The sequence below is a fragment of the Thalassoglobus sp. genome, from assembly GCF_048270125.1.
In the GTDB taxonomy this organism is placed as follows: Bacteria; Planctomycetota; Planctomycetia; order Planctomycetales; family Planctomycetaceae; genus Thalassoglobus.
In genome coordinates, this window is sequence record NZ_JBLWTN010000009.1 from 37,356 (window position 1) to 63,710 (window position 26,355).

A 26,355-nucleotide genomic window follows, 5' to 3' on the forward strand; every position below is an offset into this window, starting at 1 on the left:
ATCCGAATCAGTGTTTAGCTGGAGACTTGAAGCCTCTGTTCCGCTGGGTGATGAGTGCTGCGTTCAACAACTTCATTTGCAAGAGAAACGAAGATTTTAGCAAAATACGGAGTGTACTTCTCGTTTAATGTTCGCGGCAGGAACGTCGCTTCTGTCGACTCAGCAATCGCAGTTGCATTGGGAATGATGGTCTCAAATGGTGTCGGGAATTCAAGAACTCGCTGAAATTCACCATCAATGATTTTTTTGTGGAATGAGTTCTGCTTGCGATACAGTGACCAAATTGTTCCCAAGGGCTGAATATTTCGTCCTGAGGATTCGATGCGTTCGAGAAGAAGTCTTGAACCTCGAATAGAAAGCCGGTCAGGGACGCAAGGCAACACAAAGTAGTCAGAGATGTTCAGAAGCGATTTCACTTGAAATGGCATACTCGGAGGGCAGTCGATGATGACATAGTCAAAATTTTTGACCAGCCAGCTCCGCATCCTGTTCATGCGACTTCGCAGCATTGAAGTTTGTTCGGATCGAGTCTTGAAGATACGACCAGATTTCATCAAATTCGTTTCGAAGTCATCGATTCGCGTTGAGCAAGGAATGACTGACAAGTTTTCCAGGCCGTGACCGATTGTTGATCCGTTCTGAGCGACATAGAAGTTGAATTTTTCCGAACTAAAATCGTCGTCGTGCAGTTTCAAGAAGAGATGGTGGAGAGTCTTCAGTCGATTTTTGCAGTCGAACATTCTCTGCCCGCCGAGCAGGAGTTCTCCTGCCATGCATTGGTGGTCTGCGTCGATCACTAATGTCTTATGTCCGGCGACTGCCAGGCATTCTGCGACGGCAACTGCGGTCGTTGTCTTCGCGACCCCGCCCTTAAGATTTGTAAAAGCAATGATTGGCACCGTTGGCTCCTTAGAGCAGAACTAAGATTGGTCTTTACGTATCGCCTCGCGCCGAGAAGTCATGAAAGTGAGCTTCACGGGTACGACAAGCATTGAAAATGCTCTGGCCACGTTTACTGGAATTGATCCTGAAACTTGAAATTGCTCTCTCACAACGTTGAGAAAAGCGATTTTTCAGAGGTTTTCGGACTGGTTCCAGGTAAAGAAACGTCACGATTCCGGGAAAGGCAAACGGAATTTGATCAATCAGTCTGGATTGATTGAATTCAACTGAGTCAAATCTGCGTCAAGCGGTGTTCTCAGAAAAGGTAGTCTGCGTCACCAGGGGCGGTTGGGGCCGAACGAGCTTCCGGAGAAGCTGCCACCTTTCCAGCGTTCTTCATGAACACTTCCGTGGCCAGAGGCAGTCCCTTCCCAGTCGTTTGTTTTCCAATTGCAGCTATGCCGGTCGACTTTTTCGCTCGCGAAAAAGATGTGCTGGTGAGCAGCACGCCATTCTCCTTCTGGGAGTGGTTGCGGCAGTAAGCCAAAGGTTCTTTTGAACAAGTACACAGATGCCAGAGAAGTCGCGAAGAGGACTCCCATAAACAATGCAAGTGGTACGAGCAGGACTCCTAATTCAAAGAGGCGACCCACACGGGTCCATAACGGTTGCCAGAATAGCAGCGTCAGTAAAGTTCCCAAGCTGAGATACGGTCCGTAGGGGATTGATCGATTTCGAACAAACGGAGCGAGAAGAATCACCACCGCCAATGCACAGATCGGCGCGATGAAGAATGCAATGACCGTCGGTTGCCAACCAAGAAAAGCGCCGACCATCGCCATGAGGTAAACGTCGCCATCTCCCATCGCTTCTTCACGCAGGAAGAGAAAGCCAGCCCAGCGAACCAGCCAGACGATTCCGCCGCCGACAAGCATTCCGGCGAGACTTACTGACAGGCCATGCAGGTACGGGTGTGCGGTTACCCAGGCGGGAACTGCCGGGCCATCCATAAACGGGTGCAGCCATTCCGGAGTTATGATTCCAAATGTTCGGAGAAGTCCCGGTTGCTGATACCAGACCGGCACTAGATGCAGTATCGGTACGCACAAAAGTGCAACGACTGCAAAAATGTTCGCGGGTGTTGTCGTCGCTTCGGGGATAATTCGCAAATCGAAATCGATCAGCGACGCAACCAGCAGAGTTTCGACCAAAATGGCATGGAAGAAAAACCTCATCCAGACAAATGCTTCCGGAGAGTAGCCTTGCAGGCCCGGAAAAACCTGCGGTCCCATGCTGGCGAAGATAGAACTTTCATCGAGCGTTGCCCGAAGTCCGACAGGGACTTCAAACCAGAACAGCAGGACGAGGAGTGCCCCATTCAGAAATTCAATGAACGGGTAACGTCCTGAAATTTTCATCTTGCAGCTGCGGCAACGGCCCCTAAGCTTCAACCAACCGAAAACCGGGATGTTGTCGTACCAGAGGATGTGAGTGGAACATCGCGGACAGTTTGAGGGTTTGTCCCACAACGACTGCATTTGTCCCCACAATCGATTGTGTTGCGGGATACGATAGACGCAAACATTGAGAAAGCTTCCAATCACCGCTCCAATGATGAAAATGAAAATCGAGATCATCCAAAAAGGAAAATCCAGCAGAAGTGTCATCGGCTGATTCATATTCAGGTCATTGATTTGTGCAAGACTCATTACCACGTTTCAGCTCCCCCGGTGGAGAGTTGCGAAATGATTTCATCGACGATCGAACTGAAGTCTCGTTGATCGGTATTGATGATGATCGAAGCTGGCTCGGCATAGTCGGCTTCTCGCTGGGCAAGAACCGTGGCGACTTCATTGAAAATGTCATCACCTGTGAGTGATGGTCTGCTGGATTCCGTCGACTCGTCGTTGCGGAGTCGTTCGACAATTGTCTCGACACTCGCCTGAAGCCAGACAACTGGGCCAGCGTCTTGCATGGCTTGACGACTGATCGGGTCCAGAATCGCCCCTCCCCCGGCAGAGATGACAATCTTGTCGAGCGCCAACTGCCGCAAGAGTTCTTCGCGTTCGAGGTCACGAAATCGGGATTCACCATCTTCTGCGAAAATTCTGGCAATCGATTTGCCGGCCTGCTTTTCGATTTCCCGATCTGTATCAACCAGATCGTAATTCAACCGCGCAGCCAACTGCGTCCCAACTGAACTTTTCCCAGTTCCCCGATATCCGATGAGGGTGATGACCATCTGTCTGTTGCTCAATCAATTAAAAATGAAAAGCTGCTAATTGTGCCGACTGAACCGAGGGTATATGCGCGGGCCGATTGTCGAAGGCAGCGTGTCTTGGGGGTGTTTTGAACGGCAGGTCGTTCAAAACTGCGAATCCAAGAGAAATGAAATCGAAATGCGTACAAACAATACGCTCTGAAAAGCAGGTTTCACAGTACGACGTCTGAAAAACAACGAGAACAGAGAAGAATCCCGGTTCAGACAAGTGCAAACAATTGAAAAGCTTGCAATGAAAGTCAGGGGAACAGTCTTTCCAACACCACCTCATCGTATCGGCCCTACGTAGCACGGGACCATTGTCCCGTGCAAATCTTCCATTTGAATTCATCGTCGGGCGTTGTGAAACGGGGCATTTCGGAAATTCGACAACCACTCATAAAATGATCGAGTGCAACCCGTAGTTCTCGCAAACCGTTTCGAGGCTTTCGAACTGAATCGTCCGCCGATATGATCGACAGTTCCGCAACTGATCCCGGTTCTATGGATTTAAATATGCAGATCAAAATCCTGACTTTGCTGATTTTCTGTTCCTCAGCCAGTTCACTCATAGCACAGGATGCTGCTCCACAGCCTGACAGGATGGTCACCTATAAGAAGGTCGGTGATGTTGAGTTGAAGCTGCATCTGTTTGAGAAAACCTCTGACGAGAAAGACCGTCCAGCGATTGTTTTCTTTTTCGGCGGAGGCTGGAACAGTGGAAATCCTTCACAATTCTATCCTCACTGTCGGCACCTGGCTGACTTGGGGTTTGTGGCGATGTCGGCAGAGTATCGCGTTAAGTCCCGCAATAAAACGACTCCATTTGAATGTGTTGAAGATGGAAAGTCAGCCGTTCGCTGGATTCGCAGCCATGCCCAAGAACTCGGGATCGATCCCGATAAAATCGTCGCTGGCGGAGGATCAGCGGGTGGTCATGTTGCCGCCGCTGTCGCGACTGTGCCGGGGCTGAATGCAGAAGGAGACCCGAAGGAGGTCAGTTGTGTGCCGAACGGCCTTGTCCTGTTCAATCCTGTTTACGATAACGGGCCAGATGGGTATGGCTATTCACGAGTGAAGCCTCGACACGAAGAAATTTCTCCGATGCACAACATTCATAAAGGAATGCCGCCAGCGATTGTCTTCTTGGGAAGCAAAGATAAGCTCATCCCTGTCAAGACAGCTGAAACGTTCAAAGTGAAGATGGAAGAAGTCGGCAGCGACAGTGTTCTCAAAGTGTACGAAGGAGAAGGGCACGGCTTCTTCAACTACAACCGTGGTCGTGGGGATGGATCAAACTATCAGCAAACCATTACAGAGATGGATGCGTTTCTGGCGAAGCACGGTTTTCTGTCAAAGTCCCAGTAAGAGTGCAGGCAAGACTTTTGAGACCGCTCACAACCAGGGCGAACACGTAAATCACTTTCGAAAAGGCTCTAGTAATCCTTGGCTGACTTGTTCAATCGACATTCTGATTCAGAGCTTGCAGCTGCCTACCAGCATTGCGTCACCTTGGCTCGCGGTAGTGGCAGTAATTTCTTCTTTGCGTTTCATTCGCTGCCGAAACAAATGTTTCGCGAGATGTGTGCGCTCTATTCCTACATGCGGTTGACGGATGACCTGGGGGATGACGAGTCGGTTTCGATAGAAGAGCGGCGACGGCAACTTCTTGAGTGGAGGACCGATCTCCGCTCGGCTTTTGAAATGCAGAAGAGTTCCTCACCCGTACTTTTGGCGATCGCTGACGTCGCCCTGCGAAAAGAGATTCCGATCTTGTTGTTAGAGGCCGTGATTGACGGCGTCGAATCGGATCTGTCACCGGTGACATTTCCCACCTTCTCCGATTTGAATGCCTACTGTTATCAGGTCGCAGGAGTTGTCGGTCTTTGCTGCTTGAAGATTTGGGGGTACGACCAAAACGCAACAGGCGTGGATGACATCGCAAAAGACTGTGGCACCGCTTTTCAGCTCACAAACATTCTACGTGATCTCGCTGAGGACGCGCAGCGAGGACGGCTCTATTTCCCGCTCGAAGACCTCGAACAGTTTGAGATGACTCAAGCTGAACTTTTTTCCGGAGTGAACGACGCAAAATTTCATGCGTTCATGAGTTTTCAATCCGAGCGGGCCTGGGGTTATTACCGCAACGCGCTTCCTTTGCTGTCTCATGTTTCTCCAACCGGGCGAAACATTTTGAGCGGATTCATCGACGCGTACAGTTCGCTCCTGAAGCGGATTGAGAAGAACAACTACGATGTCTTTTCAGAGCGAATTCGGCTTTCAAAATTGCAAAAATTAGGCATCGTTTCACGATCAATCCTGCGTATCCCCCGGCGAATTCAAGTTTGACGTCTTGGTGATCTCTCGAATGATACGGCATGGATTTCCGGCAGCGAAGACGTTGTTGGGGATGTCCTTCGTGACCACGCTCCCTGCCCCGATGACCGTTTCAGAACCAATCGTGACACCAGGACAGATGATTGCTCCCCCACCGACCCACACATCCGAGCCGATCGTGATCGGTTTCCCGAACTCTTGCGTGCGTCGGAGTTGAGCCTCCATCGGGTGCGTCGCTGTGTAAACTTGAACTGCGGGACCGAAGAATGTGAAGTCGCCGACCTTGACTTCACAGACATCGAGGACGACGCAGTTGAAGTTGAAATAGACTCGTTCACCCAGATGGATATTGCTGCCATAGTCACAATAAAACGGCGGCTGCATCCAGACAGATTCACCACCCGAGCCAAACAGATCGGTCAGAATACGACGGCGGGCTTCCTGCTCATGCTCCCGAGTCGCATTCAGATTCTGACAAAGGTTCCGTGCTCGTTCTCGAGATTTGACCAGTACTGGATCGAGAGCATCATAAAGCTCGCCAGCTAACATCTTTTCAGCTTCGGAACGAAATTCTGAGTTGTCGTCGTTGGTCATTATCTTGAGCAACTCCAAAATTGAACTTCACGTTCTGTCTCGTGGTGAGCCGTCTATGAAGTTGTGAAGTGATTTCGCTGGCATGATAAGCATTGAAGGTGTCCTTTGAAATAACGGGATTATGAGGATTCACTTGCGAGTTTTTTTATGTTCTATGTCGCTGATTCGTCGGAAAGTTGAAATGGAATTCCCATAAGCCTTTGTTGTTGTGTATGATCCTGTCTGGATTTTCATTCGAATTGGTGTCTCGGAGAGTGGCAACAGGGTTAGCGGTATGAGTGATTCTTTATCGAGCCGTCGTCGTTTTCTTCGCTCTGTTGGCGGAGTCTGTGTTGGAGGGCTTATTGCGCCGCAGGTTTGGGGGGACGGTCGACCTGCTGTGACCAATCCTCGTGCGACCGATGGCGATGATCGCTACGCGCCGAACTGGGACGAGAAGTTTCAAATCACTGTGGGGCATCCTCAGGAAGCTGGACGCTCAAAGGCTGATCTTGTTGGCAGCAGCGACAAAGTTCTTCAAGCGGCGCTCGACTCGGTCGCTCGCATGGGTGGGGGGACAGTCAAAGTGTTGCCCGGGACATACATTCTTCGCAATGCGGTTCACTTGCCGTCGAAAGTTCGGCTGCTCGGTTCTGGTGACGATTCAATTCTTACGAAGATCCCTTCTGAAACTGTCGAGCTGAGTGACGACTCGGACTGGTACGATCAAGAGATTTCGTTGAAGAAGTCTCTCGGGTTCCAAGTCGGAGATGGCATCGCGTTGCGAGCCAAAAACCCAAGCCACGGTGGGCAAATTGTGATCAAGCGGACATTGATCGCCCGGTCGGGAAATCGCTTCAAGCTGAGTGATGGTCTGCGCGAGAATCTTTGGTTGACCGGCAAGCCGACCTGTTCGTCGCTCTTTCCACTTCTGACAAGTGAGCGGACCTCTGATGTTTTGATCGAGAATATTACGCTCGATGGAAACGGAAAGAACAACGAAAACTTCAACGGCAACTACGGCGGAGGCATCTTTCTTCAAGACTGCAATCGCTACACGTTCCGCAATGTGACAGCAAGAAACTACAACGGCGACGGCATCAGCTTTCAGATTTGCCATGATGTGGTCGTCGAAAATTGTCACTCGCATGACAACAACGATCTGGGAGTTCACCCCGGTTCCGGATCACAACGACCGCTCATTCGAAATAACCGATTGAACAATAATAGTCAGGGGATCTTCTGGTGCTGGGGAGTGAAGTACGGGTTAGCGGAAAATAATTCGATTGATGGAAACCGCCGATTCGGGATTTCGATTGGTCATTGCGATACTGACAACGTCATCCGGAATAACACGATTACGAACAGTGGTGAGATTGGCGTTCTGTTTCGTGATGATCCTCGCGGTCAGGACTTCTGGGCGAATCGGAACTTGCTTGAAGGAAACACGATTGAAAACAGTGGCGGTGATGCCGGAGTTGCGATTGATGTGACAGGCAAAACCAAGGCTGTCCGTATTGTTGGAAACACCTTGCGGGAAACTCGCCAGAAAATGAACCGATCCGGAATTCGTATCGGCGCGCAGGTTGGTGAGATCGTCTTGAAAGAGAATTCGTTCGAAGGGTTCGCCTCAGAACTCGTCGACCAGCGCAGCGTTTAACTACTGACCCGTTTGACAGAGCAACCCTGCGAGTTCATGAGTCATGCTCTCGCCGGGAAAAACTCACTTGAATCAGACCGTCATGGGCAAAGCATGATTTTCAGCACGAGACATATCGCTCAGCAACGTAACCACCAAGACTGTACGCGGACTTCGGGGCGACAGTTACTGGAAGGCTTAACGTGTGAGACGAATCACCTTCGCGGGAGAAGGTCGTCAGTGATTGTGCGCACAGTATTCAGTTGCTTGTTGACAATGATTCTCTGTCCCGGATTTGTTTACGGAGAAGATCGTCCGGTCGACTACGGTCGCGATATCAAGCCGATCCTTCAAGCCCGTTGCTATGCCTGTCATGGAGCATTGAAACAGGAATCAGGTTTGCGGCTTGATACCGGTTTGCTGATCCGCAAAGGAAGTGAAAACGGTCAGATCGTGAGCACCGATCAGCCTCAACATTCAACGCTGATTGAGCGGATTTCCTCGAAAGAGGATTTCGATCGCATGCCCCCCGAGGGTGAACCACTTTCGGCGGAGCAAATTGCAATGATCCAATCCTGGATCGCGAGTGGGGCAAAATCTCCAGAAGATGAACAACCCGAAGCCGATCCCGATTCTCATTGGGCGTTTCTGAAACCGGTTCGATCCCGGCAGTTTTCGGATCAGGAGCGGGCTGCTGATTTGAATCCGATCGACGCCTATCTTGCAGCCGCGCACAAGTCTCAGGGACTCGAACCTGTCTCTCTCGCAAGTCAAGAAGTTCAGTTGCGGCGTCTTTATCTTGATCTCATTGGGATTCCACCGACACGTGATGAACTCCGGAAATTTCTGGACGACACCTCAGAAGATGCGTTCGAGAAAGTGGTCGATCAGCTTCTCAATGATCCGCGTTATGGGGAACGGTGGGGGCGGCATTGGATGGACGTCTGGAGGTACAGCGACTGGTATGGCCGGCGACATGTCCCTGATGTCTGGAACAGTGCTCCACAAATTTGGCGCTGGCGGGACTGGATTGTTCGATCACTTAACGAGGACAAAGGCTACGACCAGATGGTCAGCGAAATGCTCGCAGCTGATGAGATTCGTAGTGGAGAACAAAAGCAAACAGTCGCGACCGGGTATTTGATTCGAAACTGGTTTGCCCTCAATCCGAATGACTGGATGCGAAATACAGTCGAGCATACCGGGAAAGCGTTTCTGGGCCTGACCTTCAATTGTGCTCACTGTCACGACCACAAATATGATCCGATTTCACAGGATGATTACTTCCGATTCCGGGCGTTCTTCGAGCCGATCGGCATTCGTCAAGACCGCGTCCCGGATGAAGCAGACCCGGGGCCGTTTCAAGAGTATGACTATAGCGCATTACGAAAGGTTGAACGGCTGGGAGCTGTCACAATCTTTGATAAAAACCCGGAGGCTCCGACATGGTTTTACACCGGCGGCGATGAACGAAATCGCGACGAAAGTCGTGGCAGCATCGCACCTGGTGTTCCCGGTTTTCTGGATGAGAATCAACAGCTCAGCATCACTCCAGTCGACTTGCCTGTACAAGGCTGGTCACCGGGGCAAGACCCGGAAATTCAGCGTACGTTGGTCGAGAGTGCCCAGAAGAAGATCGACGAGGCAGCTGCTGCGGTCAGCAATTTGCCGACCGCAGAACCGAGTCTCGCTGAGCATGTCAAATTGCGTCTTGCCAAAGCTGAAGAGGCGTATCGCGAAGCAAAAGAGGCTCTCAATGAGCCGGCCCAACAGACTGCATTGGTCGGGAATCAATCGCTGGTGTTCAATGCGAAACAGGGACGGAGGACCGTCTTTCATCGGGTTTCCTCTCTGAGTGAATTCTCAGATGGGTTTGAAATCGATTTTCAAATTCGGATCGTGGATGACTCGCATTTCAACTTCCAACTTGCCAAGCATGTCACTCAGGGACTGACAGCTGCCTATGTCGCTTTCGAGAAAGGACGCATCCTTTCGTATCGACCTGGGTCATTCAGCGAGATTGAAGCGGGGCGATACGATTTCGAAAATGGACAGGATCGTTTTCGGGTTTCGCTGCGTCTGCAAACGGAAGCAGATTTGGCTCTGTTGACGATTGAATCGTTGACCGATCAGGCACTTCTCGTTGCGGATCTGCCAATTGCGCTCAACGGATGGAATCCGATCGGAGATCCTACAAAAGGTGTTTTCTTCGATGCCCGCCCGGGAAGTCTGGCATTGGTCGATGAGCTGACGTTTCGAAACCCTGCTCCGAATACTGAATCACAGATTGTGGCACAGTTCAACTTTGAGGCTCCCGAGTATCGCGATGGTCAAGAGATTGTCGGACAGCATGGTTGGGAGATTTCACCGATCAGCGGAACGAACTCGACATCGATAGCGACGTCAGTGCTGAATCACTCTGCTCTGGATAAATTTCAGCAAGAGCTCGAAGCGGCGCAACTCGCATCGCAAGTCCCGAAACTCCAACGTCAGGCTGCAGAAGGTCAGCTGGCTGCTGCACGTGCGGAGCTAGCGAGTTTGCAGGCCCGTATCGCAGCCGAAGCTGCCAAGTTCGGAAACGCTCCCGCAGATGAGCTTCAGGAACAGGCCAGCAATGCCAGTCAACTTGAACAGCTTGCGACAATTCAGCGCGCCGAGTCTCAGGTTCAGCAGGCTCGATTCGCTTTGGCGACGGCAGAAGCGAAACCAGAAAGCGATGCAAATCGCACAAAGGAGGTTGAAGCTGCAAGGACACAACTTGCCAGCTCGACGACTGCAAGGAGTCAGGCAGAATCTCAGCAGGCCGATTCAAAGACCGGTTCCTATACTCCTCTTGGACCGTTGTATCCAAAAACGAGTACCGGGCGCCGCAGTGCTCTCGCTGCCTGGATCGTAGACCGAGAAAACCCGCTGACGGCACGAGTTGCCGTCAATCATATTTGGATGCGGCATTTTCATCAGCCACTTGTTGAAACAGTCGACAACTTCGGGCGAAGTGGCGCCGAGCCGACTCACCCGGAACTTCTGGACTGGCTGGCAGTCGAGTTGATGGAATCAAACTGGAGCATGAAGCACCTGCATCGATTGATCGTGACCAGCGATGCCTTTCGGCGTCAGTCGTCAACCTCCAACATGACGCAGAACGTCAAACTTGATCCGGAGAATGATTATCTCTGGCGTATGAACACTGGCAGGATGGAATCTGAAGTTGTTCGCGATAGTTTGCTTCATGTTGCCGGGAAACTGGACTTCACCCAAGGTGGTCAGGAGTTGGAGAACAAAGATGCGTACACGACTTTTCGTCGCAGTATTTACTACAGCACGCACCCTGAAAATGGTGGCAAAAGCACGCAGGGAGAACTTTTTGATGCGCCCGACGGGCAAGAGTGCTATCGCCGCACTCGAAGTATCGTTCCGCAGCAGGCACTCGCTTTGACAAATAGCGAGACCATTCATTCCATGAGTTCTTTGGTTGTCCAAAGCTGGGAGGAGAAGCATCCCGACCAGCTGGATTCCTCCGAGGAACACATCAATCAGTTTACACAGGAAATCTTCGAGCAAATCCTGTCTCGATCACCTTCGGCTGCGGAATTAAAACTTTGCAACGCAGCGTTTCACAACTATGTGAAACTGACGAAACCAACAGAAGAGAAGCAGGTCAACACCCTTGCCAGAGAGAGTCTTGTGCGGGCGATTTTCAATCACGGAGACTTTATCACAATCAGATGAGCGAAGAGCGTGAGACGACAAATGAATTCGCACGATGCATAATATCGAACAGTTAGTAGCATGATGAACTCAAACGAAAATGATCACGAAGCGTGTTGCCAACCGTCGCGGCGCATGTTCCTTTCCGATTTCGGAATGGGGTTTACCGGTTTGGCACTGGGGGCGATGTTCGCAGAAGATGGTCGTTTGCGCGCTGAAGAAACTTCAGTTCATCCGCAAGTTTCCAGCCCGCCGCAGTTAACTCCACATAGTATTACCCCCAAGGCGAAGTCAGTCGTCTGGATTTTTCTTTCTGGCGGGTACAGCCATCTCGAAACTTTCGATCCCAAACCTGCACTGAATAAGTATGCGGGGAAAACGTTCGATAAAACGCCATTTGAGAATCCGGTCGATTCTGTTTTGCATAAGAAGCGATTTCGCTCTGTCGCAGCAGAAGAGATTAACGTTCGTGATGTTTATCCAACGATTTACCCGATGCAGGTTGGCTGGAAGAAACGGGGTGAATGTGGTGTTGAGGTGACGGACTGGTGGCCGTATCTGTCTCAGCAAGTCGACGAACTCAGTTTTGTTCGCAACATGTGGACGACCGACAATGACCACGCAGCTGAAAACCAGATTCATACCGGGCGGCATCGTCTCGAGGTCCAGGAACCCAGCATCGGTGCCTGGGCTCACTATGGACTGGGGACTCTCAACGAGAACTTGCCGAAGTTCGTCGTGCTGGGAGGACCGACTCGCTCGGACACGCGGCTTTCGATCGATTCGCTCTACTTAGGCCCGCAGCACGCGGGAGTTCCATTGGCTCTCGATCCCAACAATCCTTTGCCGTTCGGCAAGCGGCAGGCAAGTCAATCGTTTGCGCAACAGCAGCACGAGTATGATCTGATTCATCAATTGAATTCTCTCTCGGCGGTTGAGTATCCGGATGATCAGGATCTTCGAGCAAGAATTCGAGCCTATGAACTTGCGTTTCGAATGCAGTCGGCCGTTCCCGAAGCGGTCGATATGGCGACAGAAACTGAGTCGACCACTCAACTCTACGGGATGGACAAGGACTCAACCAAAGCGGCGGGTGAAAAACTGTTAGCTGCGCGAAGGCTCATTGAACGTGGCGTACGATTCGTTCAAGTTTATCCATCTGGCTACGGAACGTGGGACTCGCATCGTGAGTTGAAGAAAAACCACACTCGACTGTGTGAAAGTGTCGATAAGCCCGTAGCAGGTTTTATCGCAGACATGAAACAGCGCGGCCTGCTGGATGATACAGTCGTTGTGTTCTGCACCGAATTCGGAAGGACTCCCGGTTTGGAGTTGCGGGGTGGTGGAAAAGATGGAAGAGACCACCATCCGAACGGATTCACGATTTGGATGGCAGGCGCGGGGATCAAGAAAGGACATGTCCATGGCGAGACCGATCCACTGGGCTATCATGCCTTGGGAGAAGGTCACTATGTTACTGATCTCCACGCAACAACACTCCATTTACTCGGGCTGGACAACAGACAATTGGAAATTCCCGGCCGAAAACGCCTGGATATCGACCACGGGAAAGTTATTGAAGATATTCTTGTTTAGAGTATTTTCTTTTCAGTGCCTGTCGTGCCTGCAGACAACGGGCTTTCGACAACTGAATAGCACCTCACCACGAGGCAGATTACGAATACGATTTCAAAAGAATCTCGAAGTGACCAGAGTTGCGAGCCGAGCATTTGAAGTGCCCGACGAAACTGTCACTTCGAAATTTTAAGACTCCAATCGAACGAACCTCCGAATTGAGAACATTACAATGCAACGTCGTCAGTTTTTAGTCGCCTCTGGGCTTGGAGTTGCCGGGCTTTCTTTTGGTCGTCCCGTCGCGGCGGCCCCGGAATCAACCGAAGTGCGGTCTTCTCGGAAAGCGAAATCGACGATTCTGTTTTTCCTGTGCGGTGGGTCGTCTCATATCGATATGTGGGATATGAAGCCGAAAGCTCCGCTGGAGTATCGAGGTCCATTTCAACCGATTCAAACATCAGCTCCAGGAGTGACTTTGTGTGAGCACTTACCAATGCTGGCTCAACAGGCTCATCATCTGGCGATTGTGAACTCCGTTGGAGCGACCGTTAATACAAATGATCATCATGCTGGATACTATTACAACTTGACCGGTCATATTCCGGATCAGTCATTTATTACTCTCGGAAACAATCGAACGCCGTTTCCCGACGACTGGCCGTTTATGGGATCGGTGACCGCGTCAAAACTTTCGCAGCATCCGAATCTTCCGAACGCCATCACCCTGCCCCACATGCCGAGCCGGGCTCCGTATACCAGACCCGGACAATTCGCAGCCAGAATCGGAGTCGAGCAAGACCCACTCTACGTGAATGGATCATTGGAAGAGCCGCTCAAGTTTCAGGCACCTTCACTTTCTCTTGAAGGTGGGATTACTGCCGAGCGTATGTCAACACGATTTTCACTTCTCAATGAAGTCGACTCAGCCCGTCGTCAGTTCGAAGGGTCGGCGTCGATGGAAACGCTGACACTGCATCAACAGCGAGCACTCTCGCTGATCCTCTCGTCGCAGGCGACCAAAGCTTTCAACGTCTCTGAGGAGTCACCGAAACTTCAGGAACGATACGGGAAAACGATCAACGGTATGAGTTTGCTTCTGGCCCGTCGACTGGTCGAAGCAGAAGTTCCCTTCATTACAGTTTTCTGGAAAGGTGACAGTCGCCGGTTGGCGAAGAAATGTCGAAGCGCCGGAAGTTGGGATACTCACGGCAACAACTTCAAATGTCTGGAAGATGATTTGCTTCCGGAATTTGATCGTGGATTTTCAGCCTTGATTGAGGATCTCTCGGATCGCGGATTACTCGATCAGACTTTACTCTTGGTGAGTAGCGAAATGGGACGCAAACCAAAAATCGGTGACCCACGTTCTGGTGGAACAGTCGGAGCTGGGCGAGATCACTGGACGCACTGCCTGTCGAATGTTCTTGCCGGAGGCGGAATTCGTGGCGGGCAAACTTATGGAGCCAGTGACCGTTACGCAGAGTACCCGCTGGATCACCCCGTCACCCCCGCTAACATCGCCGGAACCGTGTACCACTCCATGGGAGTCAGCGACTTGATGGCGACTGATAAACTCGGCAGACCGTACCATTTACTGGAAGATGGTGACCCGATCACTGCACTCTTTTAATCTCCTGCACACGGTTGGGCAAACTGCTCTAGTAAACCAAACCGATGCGAATCATTCCGGTCTCGTCTAAGTCATAGTCGGGGCCGGATGTGTACTCGAGTTCGCGGCTGAAGACGTAGCCTGCTTCAACGAACCAGGAGTAGTTGTCGAGGATTTTTTCTTCCAGACCCGCAGCGAGTCTGAGGTCTCTGTAAGTGAGGACATCGTTTGCTCCACCTGTCCTTTCAACTGCCCACGTTCCTCCACCCAGTTCACCACCCAGGTAAATCCAGCGTTCACGACTTTCTGATTGTTCAAAGCGATAAGAGATCTTCGGTTTGGGGAACATGATCTCAAATTTTAAGTCCGGGATGTCCTCTGGGATGTATGTGATTCCAACTGCTGGCAGGACGCTGACGTCTTCTCGATTCAGGTAGACGATTCCCAGTGTGAGTGTTGTCTGCTTTGATTTCTTGTAGATAAAGAGCGCTCGCCCGGTGACGCGGAATGCGTCGGATGAAGAGTTTTTGAAATCGCTGAAGTATCCAGGAGCAACAGCTCCTAGGAAAATCCATTGCTCGTTGACCGGAAGAAATAACGAGAAATCGACTGCAGAGTCGAAGAGTTCGTTCGGCACATCAGTCACATCGGGACCGTCGACGAAATGGGCGCTGAACCGAGGAGTCACCTGGACTATCGGAAAGTCTTTCAGGGAGAGCTGAGTTCGTAAATCAAGAGTGGTCAGCCCCATTCCATTGTCAGTACCGGGCAAGACCGTGGTGGTGAATCGATGCTTGGTCCATTGGAGACTAAACGGGGCATGATTGCCGCAATCCTCGATACCATCACAGCCGCATTGACCAGAAACAGGTTCGTACAAATTCAGTGGTGAGTAAGGAGTCGCCGAGTAAACTTCTGGGTGCGGAACAAATTCCTCTGGGGAGTAAGTCTCCTCGGCAATCGACGAGTCGATGGGGTATTGCGCTGTGCGGACCGGCATTTCCTCAGGTTGTTCGTACTCTGCCAAGACCTGGAGAATGGCCTGTTTGGGAGATCTCGCAGGGCTACCGCCATAGAGTTGCTGTACTCGCTGCTGAGTTTGAGTCGTCTGCGGATTGGTGGATTGAGCTGGAGGCAGATTCTGGGCGCAAAGTGTTGCCGGAAAGACAATCACACACAGCCAGCCGATGATCCAATTTCCATTGAGGTGCATAGGGGCAACAGTCGCCTCTGGTGTCGCGAGATTCGCCTTTAATCGTTGAGAACAAAACTTCGTTTATCTGTTCCAGGTTGCCGAGGTCAACGGGGACCGGGTGGTTCACGCTTGAGTCGTCAATATACTGGCGAGAATTGCTGATCAGCGGGATTGAAGAGTGATGTCTTGCTCACAACAATGTCAGTTGCCTGCGTGCTGCTGAAGCAAGACCATTAATGTACTGCCTGCCCGAGATTGAAGTTGAATGCCATTCACTGCTGAGAAGAAATGTCGAATTGTCGTCGTCGGCGGTGGAATCACTGGGTTGGCTGCAGCACATCGCCTGGTTGAACTCGCTGGTGAGTCTATTGAACAGATGGATATCACTCTGTTGGATGCGGCTGATCGATTCGGTGGAAGTTTCGGGACCGAGCAAATCGGCGATTACACCATCGAAACTGGCGCAGATTCCTTTATCACCAACAAGCCCTGGGCGATCGATCTCACAAAACGATTGGGGATGCAGGACCGATTGATCTCTCCAAATCCCGAGTTTCAGAGGTCACTCATTCTTCATCGCGGGAAGACAGTCGTGACGCCGGTTGGCTTCAATTTACTCGCACCGAGCCAGGTCTGGCCGATGTTGAAAACACCGCTGCTCTCACCGTTGGGGAAAGCACGAGTAGCCATGGAGTATTTTATTCCACGAAAAACAGATGGCCGAGACGAGTCGTTGGCGAATTTTGTTCGCCGGCGATTCGGACGCGAATTGCTGGATAAAATTGTTCAACCTATGGTCGGTGGAATTTACACTTCTGATCCCGAAAAATTGAGTTTGAAAGCGACGCTCTCCAGGTTTATCGAACTCGAGAGGAAGCATGGAAGCCTGATTCGCGGGCTTCGCAGCTCAAAGAGCAAAAAGAATCTGTCTCAGCAGGCAAGTGGGGCTCGGTATGGGCTGTTTGCCACTCCAGTTGAGGGCATGAGCGAATTGCTACTACAGCTTCAGAAAAAAATTGAACATCAAGTGGCTCTCCGGTCTGGTGCGTCTGTCGAATCAATTGAGCATCAGGGCTCGTGCTGGACATTACGTTTGAAGAGTGGTGAACAACTCGAGGCTGACGGATTGGTCCTCGCACTCCCGACTTACCGGAGTGCCAAACTTCTCACTGATGTGAGCCCCGAGTTGAGTGGTGCACTTGGTCAAATCGAGTACGCCAGTAGTGCCATTCTCGTCAGTGGGCACAGAGAAGAGGACATTGATCACGATCTGAATGCGTTCGGACTTGTGATTCCTCATTGTGAAAAGCGGCGAATTCTGGCTGTCTCGTTTCTGAGTCGAAAGTTCCCCGGTCGAGCACCAGCCGGAAAAGTGATTCTCCGGACATTTATTGGCGGAGCGATGCAGCCTGAAGAGATCGACCACCCAGATGACGAGGTGATTGAATCTGCCTTGTCAGAATTGCGAGAGATCCTTGGCGTTCGTGGTGAGCCTGATTTCCTGAGATTAGTCCGCTACAACCGGGCGATGCCTCAATATACTGTCGGGCATCTGGATCGAGTCGAAGAAATTCGCAAGTGGGGAGCCTCATTCCCAAATCTAGGATTGGCAGGCAACGGATTCGATGGCGTCGGAATTCCCGACTGTGTTCACAGTGGTGAGCAAGCCGCCGAGTCTGTTTGGCAGGCGGTCATGGGTCTGCGAGAAAGTTCGGATTGAAGTCCGATGAGATTCCCCGAATGACCCGCACCTCGGTTTGGCTGGTGAAGAGTGAAAGCTGAGAGTGGGGCGAACATCACAAGAAAGGGGGCTTCAAGCTCATCCATCCTAGAAAAAAGGCACAAGAGATCGTCATTCCAGCAATTGACGACGAGTTAAAATGCGTTGTTTGTGCTTCGTAAAAGAGGGTGACAGGTTTCAATTCGATTGAATTCTATCTTTCGGTCCGGGTGAAAATTCTTGCCTGAAGACCGTCGCAAAGACTGTGATTTCTGGCCGATCTCGTTGATCGATTTTGATCAGGAGATCTTACTTAGACCGCACGATGTCAAGAAACTCGCTTCTCAACACCGGAAACGGTTGGATGGTCGCTTGAAGTCAATTCCGTCATCTGTCATAACTCTTGCCTTCCTTTAAGTATGGACCCGATGAACCCATGCTGCACGTACGAGAGATTGTCTCGAATTGATTGCAGCGTGTATTGAAACAGGCCCCGTTAATGCATTCTCTATTCCTGGCAACGACAGTTGAAAACTGGATCGAGAGCGGCAGTATTTGGCCGCTGAATCTTGTATTCAGCATGCTTCCTGCAGGGGTTTGGGCAGCTCTGATCCATACAACTCTTGTTGGCTTATTCTTCGGCCTACCCGCATTTGTCTTTATTTGGGCTGAACGGAAAGTCGCGGGGCGTATTCAGGATCGTTTGGGACCGACACGCGTTGGTGGTCGCTTTGGTTGGCTGCAATCTCTTGCAGATGGCGTCAAGCTGATTCAGAAAGAAGATCTTGCTCCTGATGCCGCGGACAAAATGTTGTTCCGTTTGGCTCCGTATATTGTTGTAGTTGCTTCGTTTGCAGCCTTTATGTTTTTGCCGTTCAGCCAGGGGCTTGTGGCTGTCGTGATGGATATCGGATTGTTTATCGCCTTGGCGGTGCTTTCGATTGAAGTTCTTGGGATTGTCCTTGCCGGGTATGCTTCCGGTTCGAAGTGGTCCCTGTTTGGAGGGATGCGTGAAGCAGCACAGATGGTCAGCTACGAAGTTCCGCTCGGAATCACAGCTGTGATTCCAGTTGTGGTTGCTGGAACTCTGAATCTCGGCGATATCGTTCAAACGCAAAGTGGTGGACTGCAGAACTGGATTATTTTTAATAGCCCGTTTACGTTCCTCACCTTTTTTGTCTTCTTTACTGTGACCCTTGCCAGTAATAAGCGAGCACCTTTCGACCTTGCTGAGGCTGAGAGTGAATTGGTGGGTGGTTTTCACACCGAGTACTCTGGAATGCGTTGGTCGTTCTTCTTTCTTGCAGAATATGCCAGCATGTTCTTTATCAGTGCCTTGGCAGCGATTCTTTTCCTTGGCGGATGGTGGACAGGAATTCCGTTCATTGACAACGGCCTCGCCTCTTTGGCTGAAGGTTCGGTTGGCGGGCTTTATCTCCTGCGAGTGTTCGGCATGAAAGTGCTGCTTGTGAAGGCTGGGTTGTTGGTCTTTGTGCAGATTTGGATTCGTTGGACCCTGCCCCGCTTGCGTATCGATCAGGTAATGACGACTTGCTTGAAATATCTTCTTCCCATGAGTTGCTTCCTGTTTTTGGGTGCAGTGTTGTGGCCGCTTGTGATTGCTACGATCACTCATGGAGAGCATCAGCGGATTTCAGTAATTGGAAGCTTTGAAGCAATTGGCGAGCGAGTTCCCGTGCGGAAAGTTGTTGTCGCCGAAGTTGAAGAGCCAGTTGAAAGTGCTGCTGGTGATGAAGGAGTCGAAAAGCCTGCTTCTGAAGAAGAGTCAAAAGACAGTTCAGTTCCAGTAGACGCTGATCAAGAAGAGAAGACCACAAGCGTGCAAGACAAACTTGACGAGACGCTCGCCAATCTGAATCCAAGCGCTGGAGGGACTCGATAATGGCAGAGTACATGTTTTACTTGTACGCAGCGATTGCTTGCGGCGGTGCAATTGCCGTTGTACTGAGCCAAAACGTAGTTCGCATGGCCTTCTGGTTAGTGATTTCGTTGAGCTCGGTCGCTTTTCTGTTCTTCCTGTTAGGGGCAGACTTTGTCGGTGCGACTCAACTGTTGATTTACGTTGGTGGAACCGTCGTCCTGCTGATCTTTGGAGTGATGCTCACGTCGAGTGGCCCATATCAAACTATTCAGAGTAACCCGGCCGAACTTGTTCAGTCAGGAATGATTGGTCTCGCGTTTATAGCCTTGATCAGCTCAACCGTCTTCTCAGTCGACTGGACCGGAAATGCTGCGAAGTTGGCCAAGATTGATGCTCAATCGCGAGAGGGTCGTGAGCATGCACACAACCATGGACACGAAATAGGTCACGACCATGGTCATTCGCATCACCATGGCGAAGAAGATGCCGAAGAAATTCGATACGGTTATAATCCGGAAGCTCAAGGAAATACGACTCGCAGTATTGGGACAGCCTTGCTGGGTGTTCGATTTGATAAAGATCTGAGGGCTGGCGGCCATGGTCATGGTGAGACGGCCCTCAGTACTGGATACTTATTGCCATTTGAGATTATCTCCGTGCATCTTTTGGTGGTGCTCGTAGGGGCGGCCTATCTGGCTCGTGCGAAACGTCGCGTCGACGCGCAAGACGCCTGATTAGGCAGGGGGAATATTGTGGAAGATCAAAACCTGATTAAGTTCCTCGCCGTGGGGGCCGTTTTGTTTGTCTGTGGAGTGCTCTGCATGACGACCAAACGGAATGCCATTGGAATTTTGATGGGCGTGGAATTGGTTCTCAACGGGGCAAATATTAACCTCGTCGCGTTTTCTCAGTATGGAACACTTGGTCTGGATGGTCAGGTGATGTCGTTGTTTGTAATTGTTCTGGCAGCTGCGGAAGCCGCTGTCGCATTGGCGATTGTGCTGAGCTTTTACAACAATCATCGGACAGTGGATGTTGATCAAGCCACCGAGCTTAGCGGATAGAGTGTTCCTTTCAGCTGGCGATTGTTGTCGGCCTTCATACAAACAAATTGACTGCGGCGAGAAACGATGTCTCCCGAAATTTATCAACAAGTTGGTTCCCAGTTAGTGTGGCTGTTGACAGCTGCCTGGCTGTTGCCGCTACTTGGGTTTTTAGTCGAGATCTTTGGTGGTTACTGGAGTTCACGGACAAGTAAAGCCCCAGCGTATATCGCAGTTGGATGTATTGGATCGGGGTTCGTCCTGAGTCTGATCGCTGTTTGCGTTTGGATGAACGCAACAGATTTTGTGCCATGGAAAGTCGCTGAAACTCACGATGTCCATGTCACTGCTGAAGTTGACCATGACGATCACGCTCATGATCATGCTGACCATAAGCACGGTGAGGGCGAAGAAGCTCACGAGCATGGTCATGCCGACCATGGTGAGTCACATGCAAACGAACCTTATAAAAAAGCGTTTGCTGGAACCTTTTACCGGCTGGGCAAGTTCGGTTCCCTCAACATCACTCTTGACTGGTACATCGACGGTCTGACTGTCTTGATGTTTGCGATGGTCACATTGATCGCAACCTGTATCCACGTCTTTGCGATTGGGTACATGAGCGATGAGTTGACAGAGCATTATGAAGATCACTTCGTCCACACAAAAGATGGCGGACACTTCCATCGCGTCGGACGTTTCTATCGGTTCTTTGCCTATCTCTCCCTGTTTTGTTTTTCCATGCTCGGGCTCGTTCTGGCAGGGAATATCTTTCAGGTCTTCATTTTCTGGGAACTCGTCGGACTTTGTAGTTATCTGTTGATCGGGTTTTATGTTGAGCGTCACTCAGCGAGCACAGCTGCGAATAAAGCATTCATCATGAACCGAGTTGGGGACTTCGGGTTCCTGATTGGCTTAATGATTATCTGGACTTGGTTTGGTGTCTTTCAATTTGCAGAAACAAACCCGGAAACGATTGGTGAAACTGGTCTCTTCCAGATGGTTCGGAATGCCGAGGGCGAGATTGTTTCCCACGGAGAAGGGGCTGAAAAAACAGTTGTCTTGCAGGCCCGTCAGGGAATGCATCTGCAGCAAGAAGGTAACGAATCAACAATTCCTTACTGGCTGTTGGTGGTTGCCGGCTTAGGAATTTTTGCTGGCTGTGTCGGTAAAAGTGCTCAATTCCCGTTACAAACGTGGCTTCCAGATGCGATGGAAGGTCCAACGCCTGTCTCAGCTCTCGTTCACTCTGCAACGATGGTGGCTGCCGGGGTTTATCTGGTCGGTCGCTTCTATCCAATGTTCACCGAAGAGGTGTTGTTGGTCATCGCTTATGCTGGATGTATCACGCTATTCATTGGTGCGACAATTGCCGTTGTCGCAACCGACATCAAGAAAGTTCTCGCATACTCGACAATTAGTCAGCTTGGCTACATGATGTTGGCTTTAGGGCTCGGTGGTTGGCTTGCTGGACTGTTCCATTTGATTACACACGCTTTCTTCAAGTCGCTGATGTTCCTCTGCTCAGGTTCGGTGATTCATGGATGTCACCACGAGCAGGAAATGACCAAGATGGGCGGCCTGTATAAGAAAATGCCGATTACCTGCTGGACGATGTTCATTGGAGTTGTCGCGATTAGTGGCTTGGCGATTCCTCTCGTGACAATCCCAGGATTCGGAGCAGCAGCTTTATCTGGTTATCACTCAAAAGATGCAATTGTCGCAACCGCTTTGAGCTTTTCCGGATTGAATCCGCTGCACTCAATGTTGTTCTTCATTCCGCTGATCACAGCCGGGATCACTGCCTTTTACATGTTCCGTATGTGGTTCATGACTTTCTTTGGAACACCACGAGACCAAGATGTTTACGATCACGCTCATGAATCACCGCGATTGATGACAGCCCCACTGTTTGTGTTGGCTTTCTTTGCAGCGTTTTGTGCTGCCGGTGGTGAAAATGGTCCACTTGCTCAGTTAATTCTGTCTACTGAACCAACCCATGTGGCTGGAGGTGTCGAAGCTGGTGGAATCATTGGTTTGAATCTGCCGAGCCATCATCAGATTCACGAGGTCCACAGTGCTGCAGGGAGCTTTGCCCTTCTAGCTGCTTTGATCGGAACACTTTTAGCGTACTTGCTCTACAGCCTGAAGGTTGTCGATACAAATATGATGAAGAACCAGGGTCGTGCGATTCATGAATTCCTGACTGAAAAATGGATGTTCGATGAATTGTACGACTGGATGTGGGTCAGACCTGTTCATGTCGTTTCAAGCTGGGCAGTTGCTTTTGACAAGTATGTCCTTGATGCTTTCTTGCACTTCCTCAGTCGGATGGTCGTTTTGGTTGCCGTCTGGGATCGCAAATTTGATGAAGTTGTCGTAGACCGAATTGTGAATGTGTTTGGAGAAACGACTTACTCTATGGGACGGTCTCTGCGTGCAGTGCAAACGGGTCGCATTCGTCAATATGTGACCTTTATTGCCCTCAGCGTCGTTTCGCTGTTCATTTTGTTGTTTGTCTTTCTGCCTCGTTAGGTTTCGTCCAGCCATTTCAGAACACAATCTGACTGATTTATAAAGCTATGTCCGATCCTGTCACACTACTATCCGCAACGATCTTCCTTCCAGCATTGGGAGCAATCTTCCTCATGTTCTTCGACAAGAAGGCTGAGGATGCAATGCGATCGTTTGCACTGGTGATCACAGCAATCACCTTTGTCTTGAGCTTATTGATCTGGCGAGATTTCGACACATCAATCGGCACAATTCAAATGGCGGTTTCGATACCGTGGGTGCCCACCTGGAACATCAATTATCAACTTGGGGTGGATGGGCTGAGCTTGCCACTGGTTGTTTTGACCGGGTTGATCACCATGCTCTCTTGCATGGCGGCCTGGAGCATTAAGACCAAAGTTCGCGGCTTCCTCATGCTGTTTCTGATTCTGGAAACCGGCATGATGGGAGTCTTCCTGGCTCTCGACTTCTTCCTGTTCTACGTTTTCTGGGAAGTGATGCTACTCCCGATGTACTTCCTGATCGGAGTCTGGGGTGGTCCGCGTCGTGAATACGCAGCCATTAAGTTCTTCCTGTACACACTGGCAGGTTCAGTATTAATGCTGATTGCCATGTTGATGTTCTACTTCAACAGTGGATCGTCAGAACTCACTGGCAATCAGAACATCTTTGATCTGCTCCAACTTGCTGAGATTGCCAAGGCTGGCGGTTTCAACGTGAACATGCAGATTACAGCATTCATTTTGCTCTTCATTGGATTTGCAATTAAACTTCCATCATTCCCGTTCCATACATGGTTGCCGGACGCTCACGTGGAAGCGCCGACACCAATCTCAATGATTCTGGCGGGTATCCTTTTGAAGATGGGTGGTTACGGAATCATCCGAATCGCCATGCCATTGTGCCCGTACGGAGCACAATATGCAGCTTACACCCTCGTCGCGTTGGGGGTCTTCAGTATCATCTACGGAGCCTTCGCAGCGATGGCTCAAACAGACTTTAAACGTCTTGTGGCTTACAGTTCAGTGAGTCACATGGGTTATGTGTTGGTTGGAATGGCGGTCTGGAAAATCTCTGAGACCGGCGCGACTATGAACATCAATCACTGGCAAATGGGCCTCTCTGGAGGAATGTTCCAGATGATCGGTCACGGAATTTCGTCAGCGGGGATGTTCTTCATGGTCGGTGTTGTTTACGACCGTGTCCATCATCGCGATTTGAATAAATTCGGCGGTTTGATGCAGATCATGCCACAGTATAGTGCTCTGGCAATTGTCATCTTCTTCGCAGGCCTGGGGCTTCCGGGACTCTGTGGATTCATTGGCGAAGTTTACGTTGTCTTGAGTATGTGGAACTTCAGCCCGATCCTGGCAATCATTGCAGCCTCGGCTGTGATCCTCACAGCGGGATACATTCTTTGGACGATCCAACGTGTTTATCTTGGACCGGAATACAAGGGACCACACCCTGAGGCGTTAACTCCGATCACTGGTCGCGAAAAGACAGTTGCTTGGACGTTGGCAATTTTGGCTGTCGTGCTTGGAATTTTCCCTTATCAAACTGTGCTTGTTGTGATGGAGCCATCTGTCCAACACTTGACTGAGTCCTTGTCAGTTGGATACGCGGCGATTAACGAGACGATCAATGCTGCTGTCACACAGATTCCAAAGTAATTGAAAGCGTTCATTGAGTCTCACACCGGTCGACGCTAATAAGTAATAATTCACGATGCCTGTTCAATCGATTTTAGATCAAGTTCTGAAACATGAGATCCCACGCTCGCTGGAGATCTTTGCGCCTGAACTTGTGCTTTGTGTGACCGTTGTTTTACTTCTGCTGTGGCGGATGCTCGGGTTGCATAGTAAGGCTCCGACTTGCTGGATTGCTTTGTTCGGATCGTTACTGGCATTCTTTGGCGCCTTTGCCCAATTCATGTACCTCAAGTCCAATGGGGTCGATGCAACTGAAGGCCTGAAACTTCTGTTCAGTGTTTGGCCTCTTACTGCGGAAAACGTTGGAACTCCCGGTCCCTATTTCACCGGCTTGCTGATGCATGATCAGTTCGCAGTCTTTTTCCGCTTGGGGCTCAGTCTCTTTTTGGTGCTCTTGATTGCACTCACGATTCTGACTGGGATTCCGGACGAAGAAGATGGGCAGGATTTCTACACGCTTTTGATTGGTTCAACCATCGGGATGCTGATGGCAGTTGGTTCGAATCATCTGTTGATGCTGTTCATTTCAATTGAAATGATGAGTGTTCCCAGTTACGTAATGGTGGCCTTCCAGAAAGGTCGTCGACAAGCGACCGAGGCAGCTTTGAAATACGTTGTGTATGGTGCCGGAATTGCTGGTGTCATGCTCTATGGAATCAGTCTTATCGCTGGCCTTTTAGGGACAGCGGACATGAGTGAGTTGGGGACTCGATTTGCACTTCTGCTTGGAGACGAAAAGTTCACCATGCTTAGTGCGAATTCCGTCACACTCGTGCTTGGTATCATGATGGTTCTCGTCGGTTTGGCCTTTAAACTGTCACTGGTTCCGTTTCACTTTTGGTGCCCGGACGCCTTTGAAGGTGCATCTTCAGAAGTTTGTGCATTTCTGTCGGTTGCGTCGAAGGCTGCCGCATTTGCGTTACTCGTTCGATTCGTCATGGCATTTCAGGGGGCTGGTGAAGAGTTGTTACTCTTCTTCGGAGTTGCACTCGGTGTGATTTCGATTGTCACAATGACGCTCGGAAACCTCGCTGCTTACACGCAAACCAATATCAAACGACTCCTTGCATACTCAACCATTGCTCATGCTGGCTATATGGTGATGGGCGTTGCCGCGTTGCTCGTGGTAGTGAATTCTACGACGAAGGGTCTCGACGCAAACACTGCCGCTGTGGGGTGTGTTGAAGGTTTGATGTATTACATTTGTGTCTACCTGTTTATGAATCTCTCCGCTTTTGCGGTTGTCGCCTTCCTTCGTAATGAAACCTTCAGCGAAGAGATCGACAGTTATCGTGGAATTTTCCAGAACAACGTCGCGACAAAAGTGATTTGTGTTTGCCTGGGAATCAGTTTCTTCAGCCTCGTTGGAATGCCTCCATTTGGTGGATTCTTCGCGAAGATGATGATCTTCTACAGCGCGATCCAGGCGGGACATGTTCACTGGTTCTTGTGGGTCGTACTGGCGTTTGGTGCACTGAACACTGTCTTCAGCCTGTTCTACTATCTGAAGGTTCTTAAAGCGATCTTCATTTCAGAACCCTCATCAGAGACGAGAGAAGTGGCCGTTCCAGGGATGGCAGGGGCATATGTCCTGTTGGTCACTCTTCCGATTCTGGCACTTGGAATGACACCACTTCAGGGCGACCTGAGTGCGACTGCTCAATATGTTGCAGATGTGCTGTTTAAATAAATCGTCCTCATCAGAT

18 protein-coding genes are annotated in these 26,355 nt (G+C 50.4%); 13 read left to right on the top strand and 5 right to left on the bottom strand.

Annotated elements, in window-relative coordinates; translation table 11 throughout:
* Positions 1–14 precede the first annotated feature (14 nt).
* The 3 genes from ACN0YR_RS12600 to ACN0YR_RS12610 all read right to left on the bottom strand — a co-directional run bounded on the left by ACN0YR_RS12600 (position 15) and on the right by ACN0YR_RS12610 (position 3,124).
* Entirely contained in the window at positions 15–899 is an 885-nt protein-coding gene (locus tag ACN0YR_RS12600; RefSeq protein ID WP_417849586.1) for a ParA family protein, read from the bottom strand.
* A gap of 318 nt (positions 900–1,217) precedes the next feature.
* A complete protein-coding gene (locus ACN0YR_RS12605; RefSeq protein ID WP_417849587.1) occupies positions 1,218–2,591 on the bottom strand; it encodes a prepilin peptidase in 1,374 nt (457 codons plus the stop codon).
* Positions 2,591–3,124: a shikimate kinase gene (locus ACN0YR_RS12610; RefSeq protein WP_417849588.1), complete on the bottom strand. Its 534-nt coding sequence runs from the start codon at positions 3,122–3,124 to the stop codon at positions 2,591–2,593. The genes ACN0YR_RS12605 and ACN0YR_RS12610 overlap by 1 nt, the downstream gene beginning before the upstream one ends.
* A 534-nt stretch (positions 3,125–3,658) precedes the next feature.
* On the opposite strand from ACN0YR_RS12610, the gene ACN0YR_RS12615 reads away from it, so the two are divergent.
* Both ACN0YR_RS12615 and ACN0YR_RS12620 read left to right on the top strand, forming a co-directional pair.
* Positions 3,659–4,510 carry an alpha/beta hydrolase gene (locus tag ACN0YR_RS12615; RefSeq protein ID WP_417849589.1) on the top strand — a complete coding sequence of 284 codons (852 nt, stop codon included), beginning with the start codon at positions 3,659–3,661 and terminating at the stop codon, positions 4,508–4,510.
* Between the two features lie 87 nt (positions 4,511–4,597).
* Entirely contained in the window at positions 4,598–5,491 is an 894-nt protein-coding gene (locus ACN0YR_RS12620; protein WP_417849590.1) for a phytoene/squalene synthase family protein, read from the top strand.
* On the opposite strand, the gene ACN0YR_RS12625 is transcribed toward ACN0YR_RS12620, so the two are convergent.
* The gene (locus ACN0YR_RS12625) at positions 5,456–6,073 is read right to left on the bottom strand and encodes a sugar O-acetyltransferase (protein WP_417849591.1); all 618 of its coding nucleotides are present in this window, start codon (positions 6,071–6,073) and stop codon (positions 5,456–5,458) included. The two genes, ACN0YR_RS12620 and ACN0YR_RS12625, sit on opposite strands and share 36 nt — an antisense overlap.
* A gap of 274 nt (positions 6,074–6,347) precedes the next feature.
* Here ACN0YR_RS12625 and ACN0YR_RS12630 point away from each other — a divergent pair, with 274 nt between their 5' ends.
* The 4 genes from ACN0YR_RS12630 (at position 6,348) to ACN0YR_RS12645 (ending at position 14,604) form a co-directional block, all read left to right on the top strand.
* Positions 6,348–7,712: a NosD domain-containing protein gene (locus tag ACN0YR_RS12630; RefSeq protein WP_417849592.1), complete on the top strand. Its 1,365-nt coding sequence runs from the start codon at positions 6,348–6,350 to the stop codon at positions 7,710–7,712.
* 255 nt (positions 7,713–7,967) lie between these two features.
* A complete protein-coding gene (locus ACN0YR_RS12635; RefSeq protein WP_417849593.1) occupies positions 7,968–11,420 on the top strand; it encodes a DUF1553 domain-containing protein in 3,453 nt (1,150 codons plus the stop codon).
* A 60-nt stretch (positions 11,421–11,480) separates the two neighbouring features.
* On the top strand, positions 11,481–12,995 hold the full coding sequence (locus ACN0YR_RS12640; protein WP_417849594.1) for a DUF1501 domain-containing protein: 1,515 nt from the start codon (positions 11,481–11,483) through the stop codon (positions 12,993–12,995).
* Between the two features lie 211 nt (positions 12,996–13,206).
* Positions 13,207–14,604, top strand: coding sequence for a DUF1501 domain-containing protein (locus ACN0YR_RS12645; RefSeq protein ID WP_417849595.1), 1,398 nt, complete (start codon positions 13,207–13,209; stop codon positions 14,602–14,604).
* Between the two features lie 28 nt (positions 14,605–14,632).
* On the opposite strand, the gene ACN0YR_RS12650 is transcribed toward ACN0YR_RS12645, so the two are convergent.
* Positions 14,633–15,796 carry a DUF6268 family outer membrane beta-barrel protein gene (locus tag ACN0YR_RS12650; RefSeq protein ID WP_417849596.1) on the bottom strand — a complete coding sequence of 388 codons (1,164 nt, stop codon included), beginning with the start codon at positions 15,794–15,796 and terminating at the stop codon, positions 14,633–14,635.
* 247 nt (positions 15,797–16,043) lie between these two features.
* On the opposite strand from ACN0YR_RS12650, the gene hemG reads away from it, so the two are divergent.
* The 7 genes from hemG to ACN0YR_RS12685 all read left to right on the top strand — a co-directional run bounded on the left by hemG (position 16,044) and on the right by ACN0YR_RS12685 (position 26,339).
* On the top strand, positions 16,044–17,498 hold the full coding sequence (gene hemG / locus ACN0YR_RS12655; RefSeq protein ID WP_417849597.1) for a protoporphyrinogen oxidase: 1,455 nt from the start codon (positions 16,044–16,046) through the stop codon (positions 17,496–17,498).
* 499 nt (positions 17,499–17,997) lie between these two features.
* Positions 17,998–19,401, top strand: a complete 1,404-nt coding sequence (nuoH, locus tag ACN0YR_RS12660) for an NADH-quinone oxidoreductase subunit NuoH (protein WP_417849598.1) — start codon at positions 17,998–18,000, stop codon at positions 19,399–19,401.
* Positions 19,401–20,114, top strand: a complete 714-nt coding sequence (locus tag ACN0YR_RS12665) for an NADH-quinone oxidoreductase subunit J (protein ID WP_417849599.1) — start codon at positions 19,401–19,403, stop codon at positions 20,112–20,114. Before nuoH ends, ACN0YR_RS12665 begins: the two co-directional genes overlap by 1 nt.
* Positions 20,115–20,132: 18 nt before the next feature.
* Complete coding sequence (nuoK, locus tag ACN0YR_RS12670; RefSeq protein ID WP_417849600.1) at positions 20,133–20,444, top strand: NADH-quinone oxidoreductase subunit NuoK; 312 nt, start codon at positions 20,133–20,135, stop codon at positions 20,442–20,444.
* 66 nt (positions 20,445–20,510) lie between these two features.
* The gene (gene nuoL / locus ACN0YR_RS12675; protein ID WP_417849601.1) at positions 20,511–22,958 is read left to right on the top strand and encodes an NADH-quinone oxidoreductase subunit L; all 2,448 of its coding nucleotides are present in this window, start codon (positions 20,511–20,513) and stop codon (positions 22,956–22,958) included.
* Positions 22,959–23,005: 47 nt separating this feature from the next.
* Positions 23,006–24,610, top strand: a complete 1,605-nt coding sequence (locus tag ACN0YR_RS12680; protein ID WP_417849602.1) for a complex I subunit 4 family protein — start codon at positions 23,006–23,008, stop codon at positions 24,608–24,610.
* 55 nt (positions 24,611–24,665) lie between these two features.
* A complete protein-coding gene (locus tag ACN0YR_RS12685) occupies positions 24,666–26,339 on the top strand; it encodes an NADH-quinone oxidoreductase subunit N (RefSeq protein WP_417849603.1) in 1,674 nt (557 codons plus the stop codon).
* Positions 26,340–26,355 lie beyond the last annotated feature (16 nt).

What these genes read in the sequence shown, in the direction of transcription:
- ACN0YR_RS12680 (WP_417849602.1), top strand. Translation starts at nt 23,006, where the DNA reads ATGTCCGATCCTGTCACACTACTATCCGCAACGATCTTCCTTCCAGCA.
- ACN0YR_RS12625 (WP_417849591.1), bottom strand. Translation starts at nt 6,073, where the DNA reads ATGACCAACGACGACAACTCAGAATTTCGTTCCGAAGCTGAAAAGATG.
- ACN0YR_RS12665 (WP_417849599.1), top strand. Translation starts at nt 19,401, where the DNA reads ATGGCAGAGTACATGTTTTACTTGTACGCAGCGATTGCTTGCGGCGGT.
- hemG (WP_417849597.1), top strand. Translation starts at nt 16,044, where the DNA reads ATGCCATTCACTGCTGAGAAGAAATGTCGAATTGTCGTCGTCGGCGGT.
- ACN0YR_RS12630 (WP_417849592.1), top strand. Translation starts at nt 6,348, where the DNA reads ATGAGTGATTCTTTATCGAGCCGTCGTCGTTTTCTTCGCTCTGTTGGC.
- ACN0YR_RS12650 (WP_417849596.1), bottom strand. Translation starts at nt 15,796, where the DNA reads ATGCACCTCAATGGAAATTGGATCATCGGCTGGCTGTGTGTGATTGTC.
- ACN0YR_RS12645 (WP_417849595.1), top strand. Translation starts at nt 13,207, where the DNA reads ATGCAACGTCGTCAGTTTTTAGTCGCCTCTGGGCTTGGAGTTGCCGGG.
- ACN0YR_RS12610 (WP_417849588.1), bottom strand. Translation starts at nt 3,124, where the DNA reads ATGGTCATCACCCTCATCGGATATCGGGGAACTGGGAAAAGTTCAGTT.
- ACN0YR_RS12615 (WP_417849589.1), top strand. Translation starts at nt 3,659, where the DNA reads ATGCAGATCAAAATCCTGACTTTGCTGATTTTCTGTTCCTCAGCCAGT.
- ACN0YR_RS12640 (WP_417849594.1), top strand. Translation starts at nt 11,481, where the DNA reads ATGATGAACTCAAACGAAAATGATCACGAAGCGTGTTGCCAACCGTCG.
- ACN0YR_RS12605 (WP_417849587.1), bottom strand. Translation starts at nt 2,591, where the DNA reads ATGAGTCTTGCACAAATCAATGACCTGAATATGAATCAGCCGATGACA.
- nuoL (WP_417849601.1), top strand. Translation starts at nt 20,511, where the DNA reads ATGTCTCCCGAAATTTATCAACAAGTTGGTTCCCAGTTAGTGTGGCTG.
- ACN0YR_RS12685 (WP_417849603.1), top strand. Translation starts at nt 24,666, where the DNA reads ATGCCTGTTCAATCGATTTTAGATCAAGTTCTGAAACATGAGATCCCA.
- nuoH (WP_417849598.1), top strand. Translation starts at nt 17,998, where the DNA reads ATGCATTCTCTATTCCTGGCAACGACAGTTGAAAACTGGATCGAGAGC.
- ACN0YR_RS12635 (WP_417849593.1), top strand. Translation starts at nt 7,968, where the DNA reads ATGATTCTCTGTCCCGGATTTGTTTACGGAGAAGATCGTCCGGTCGAC.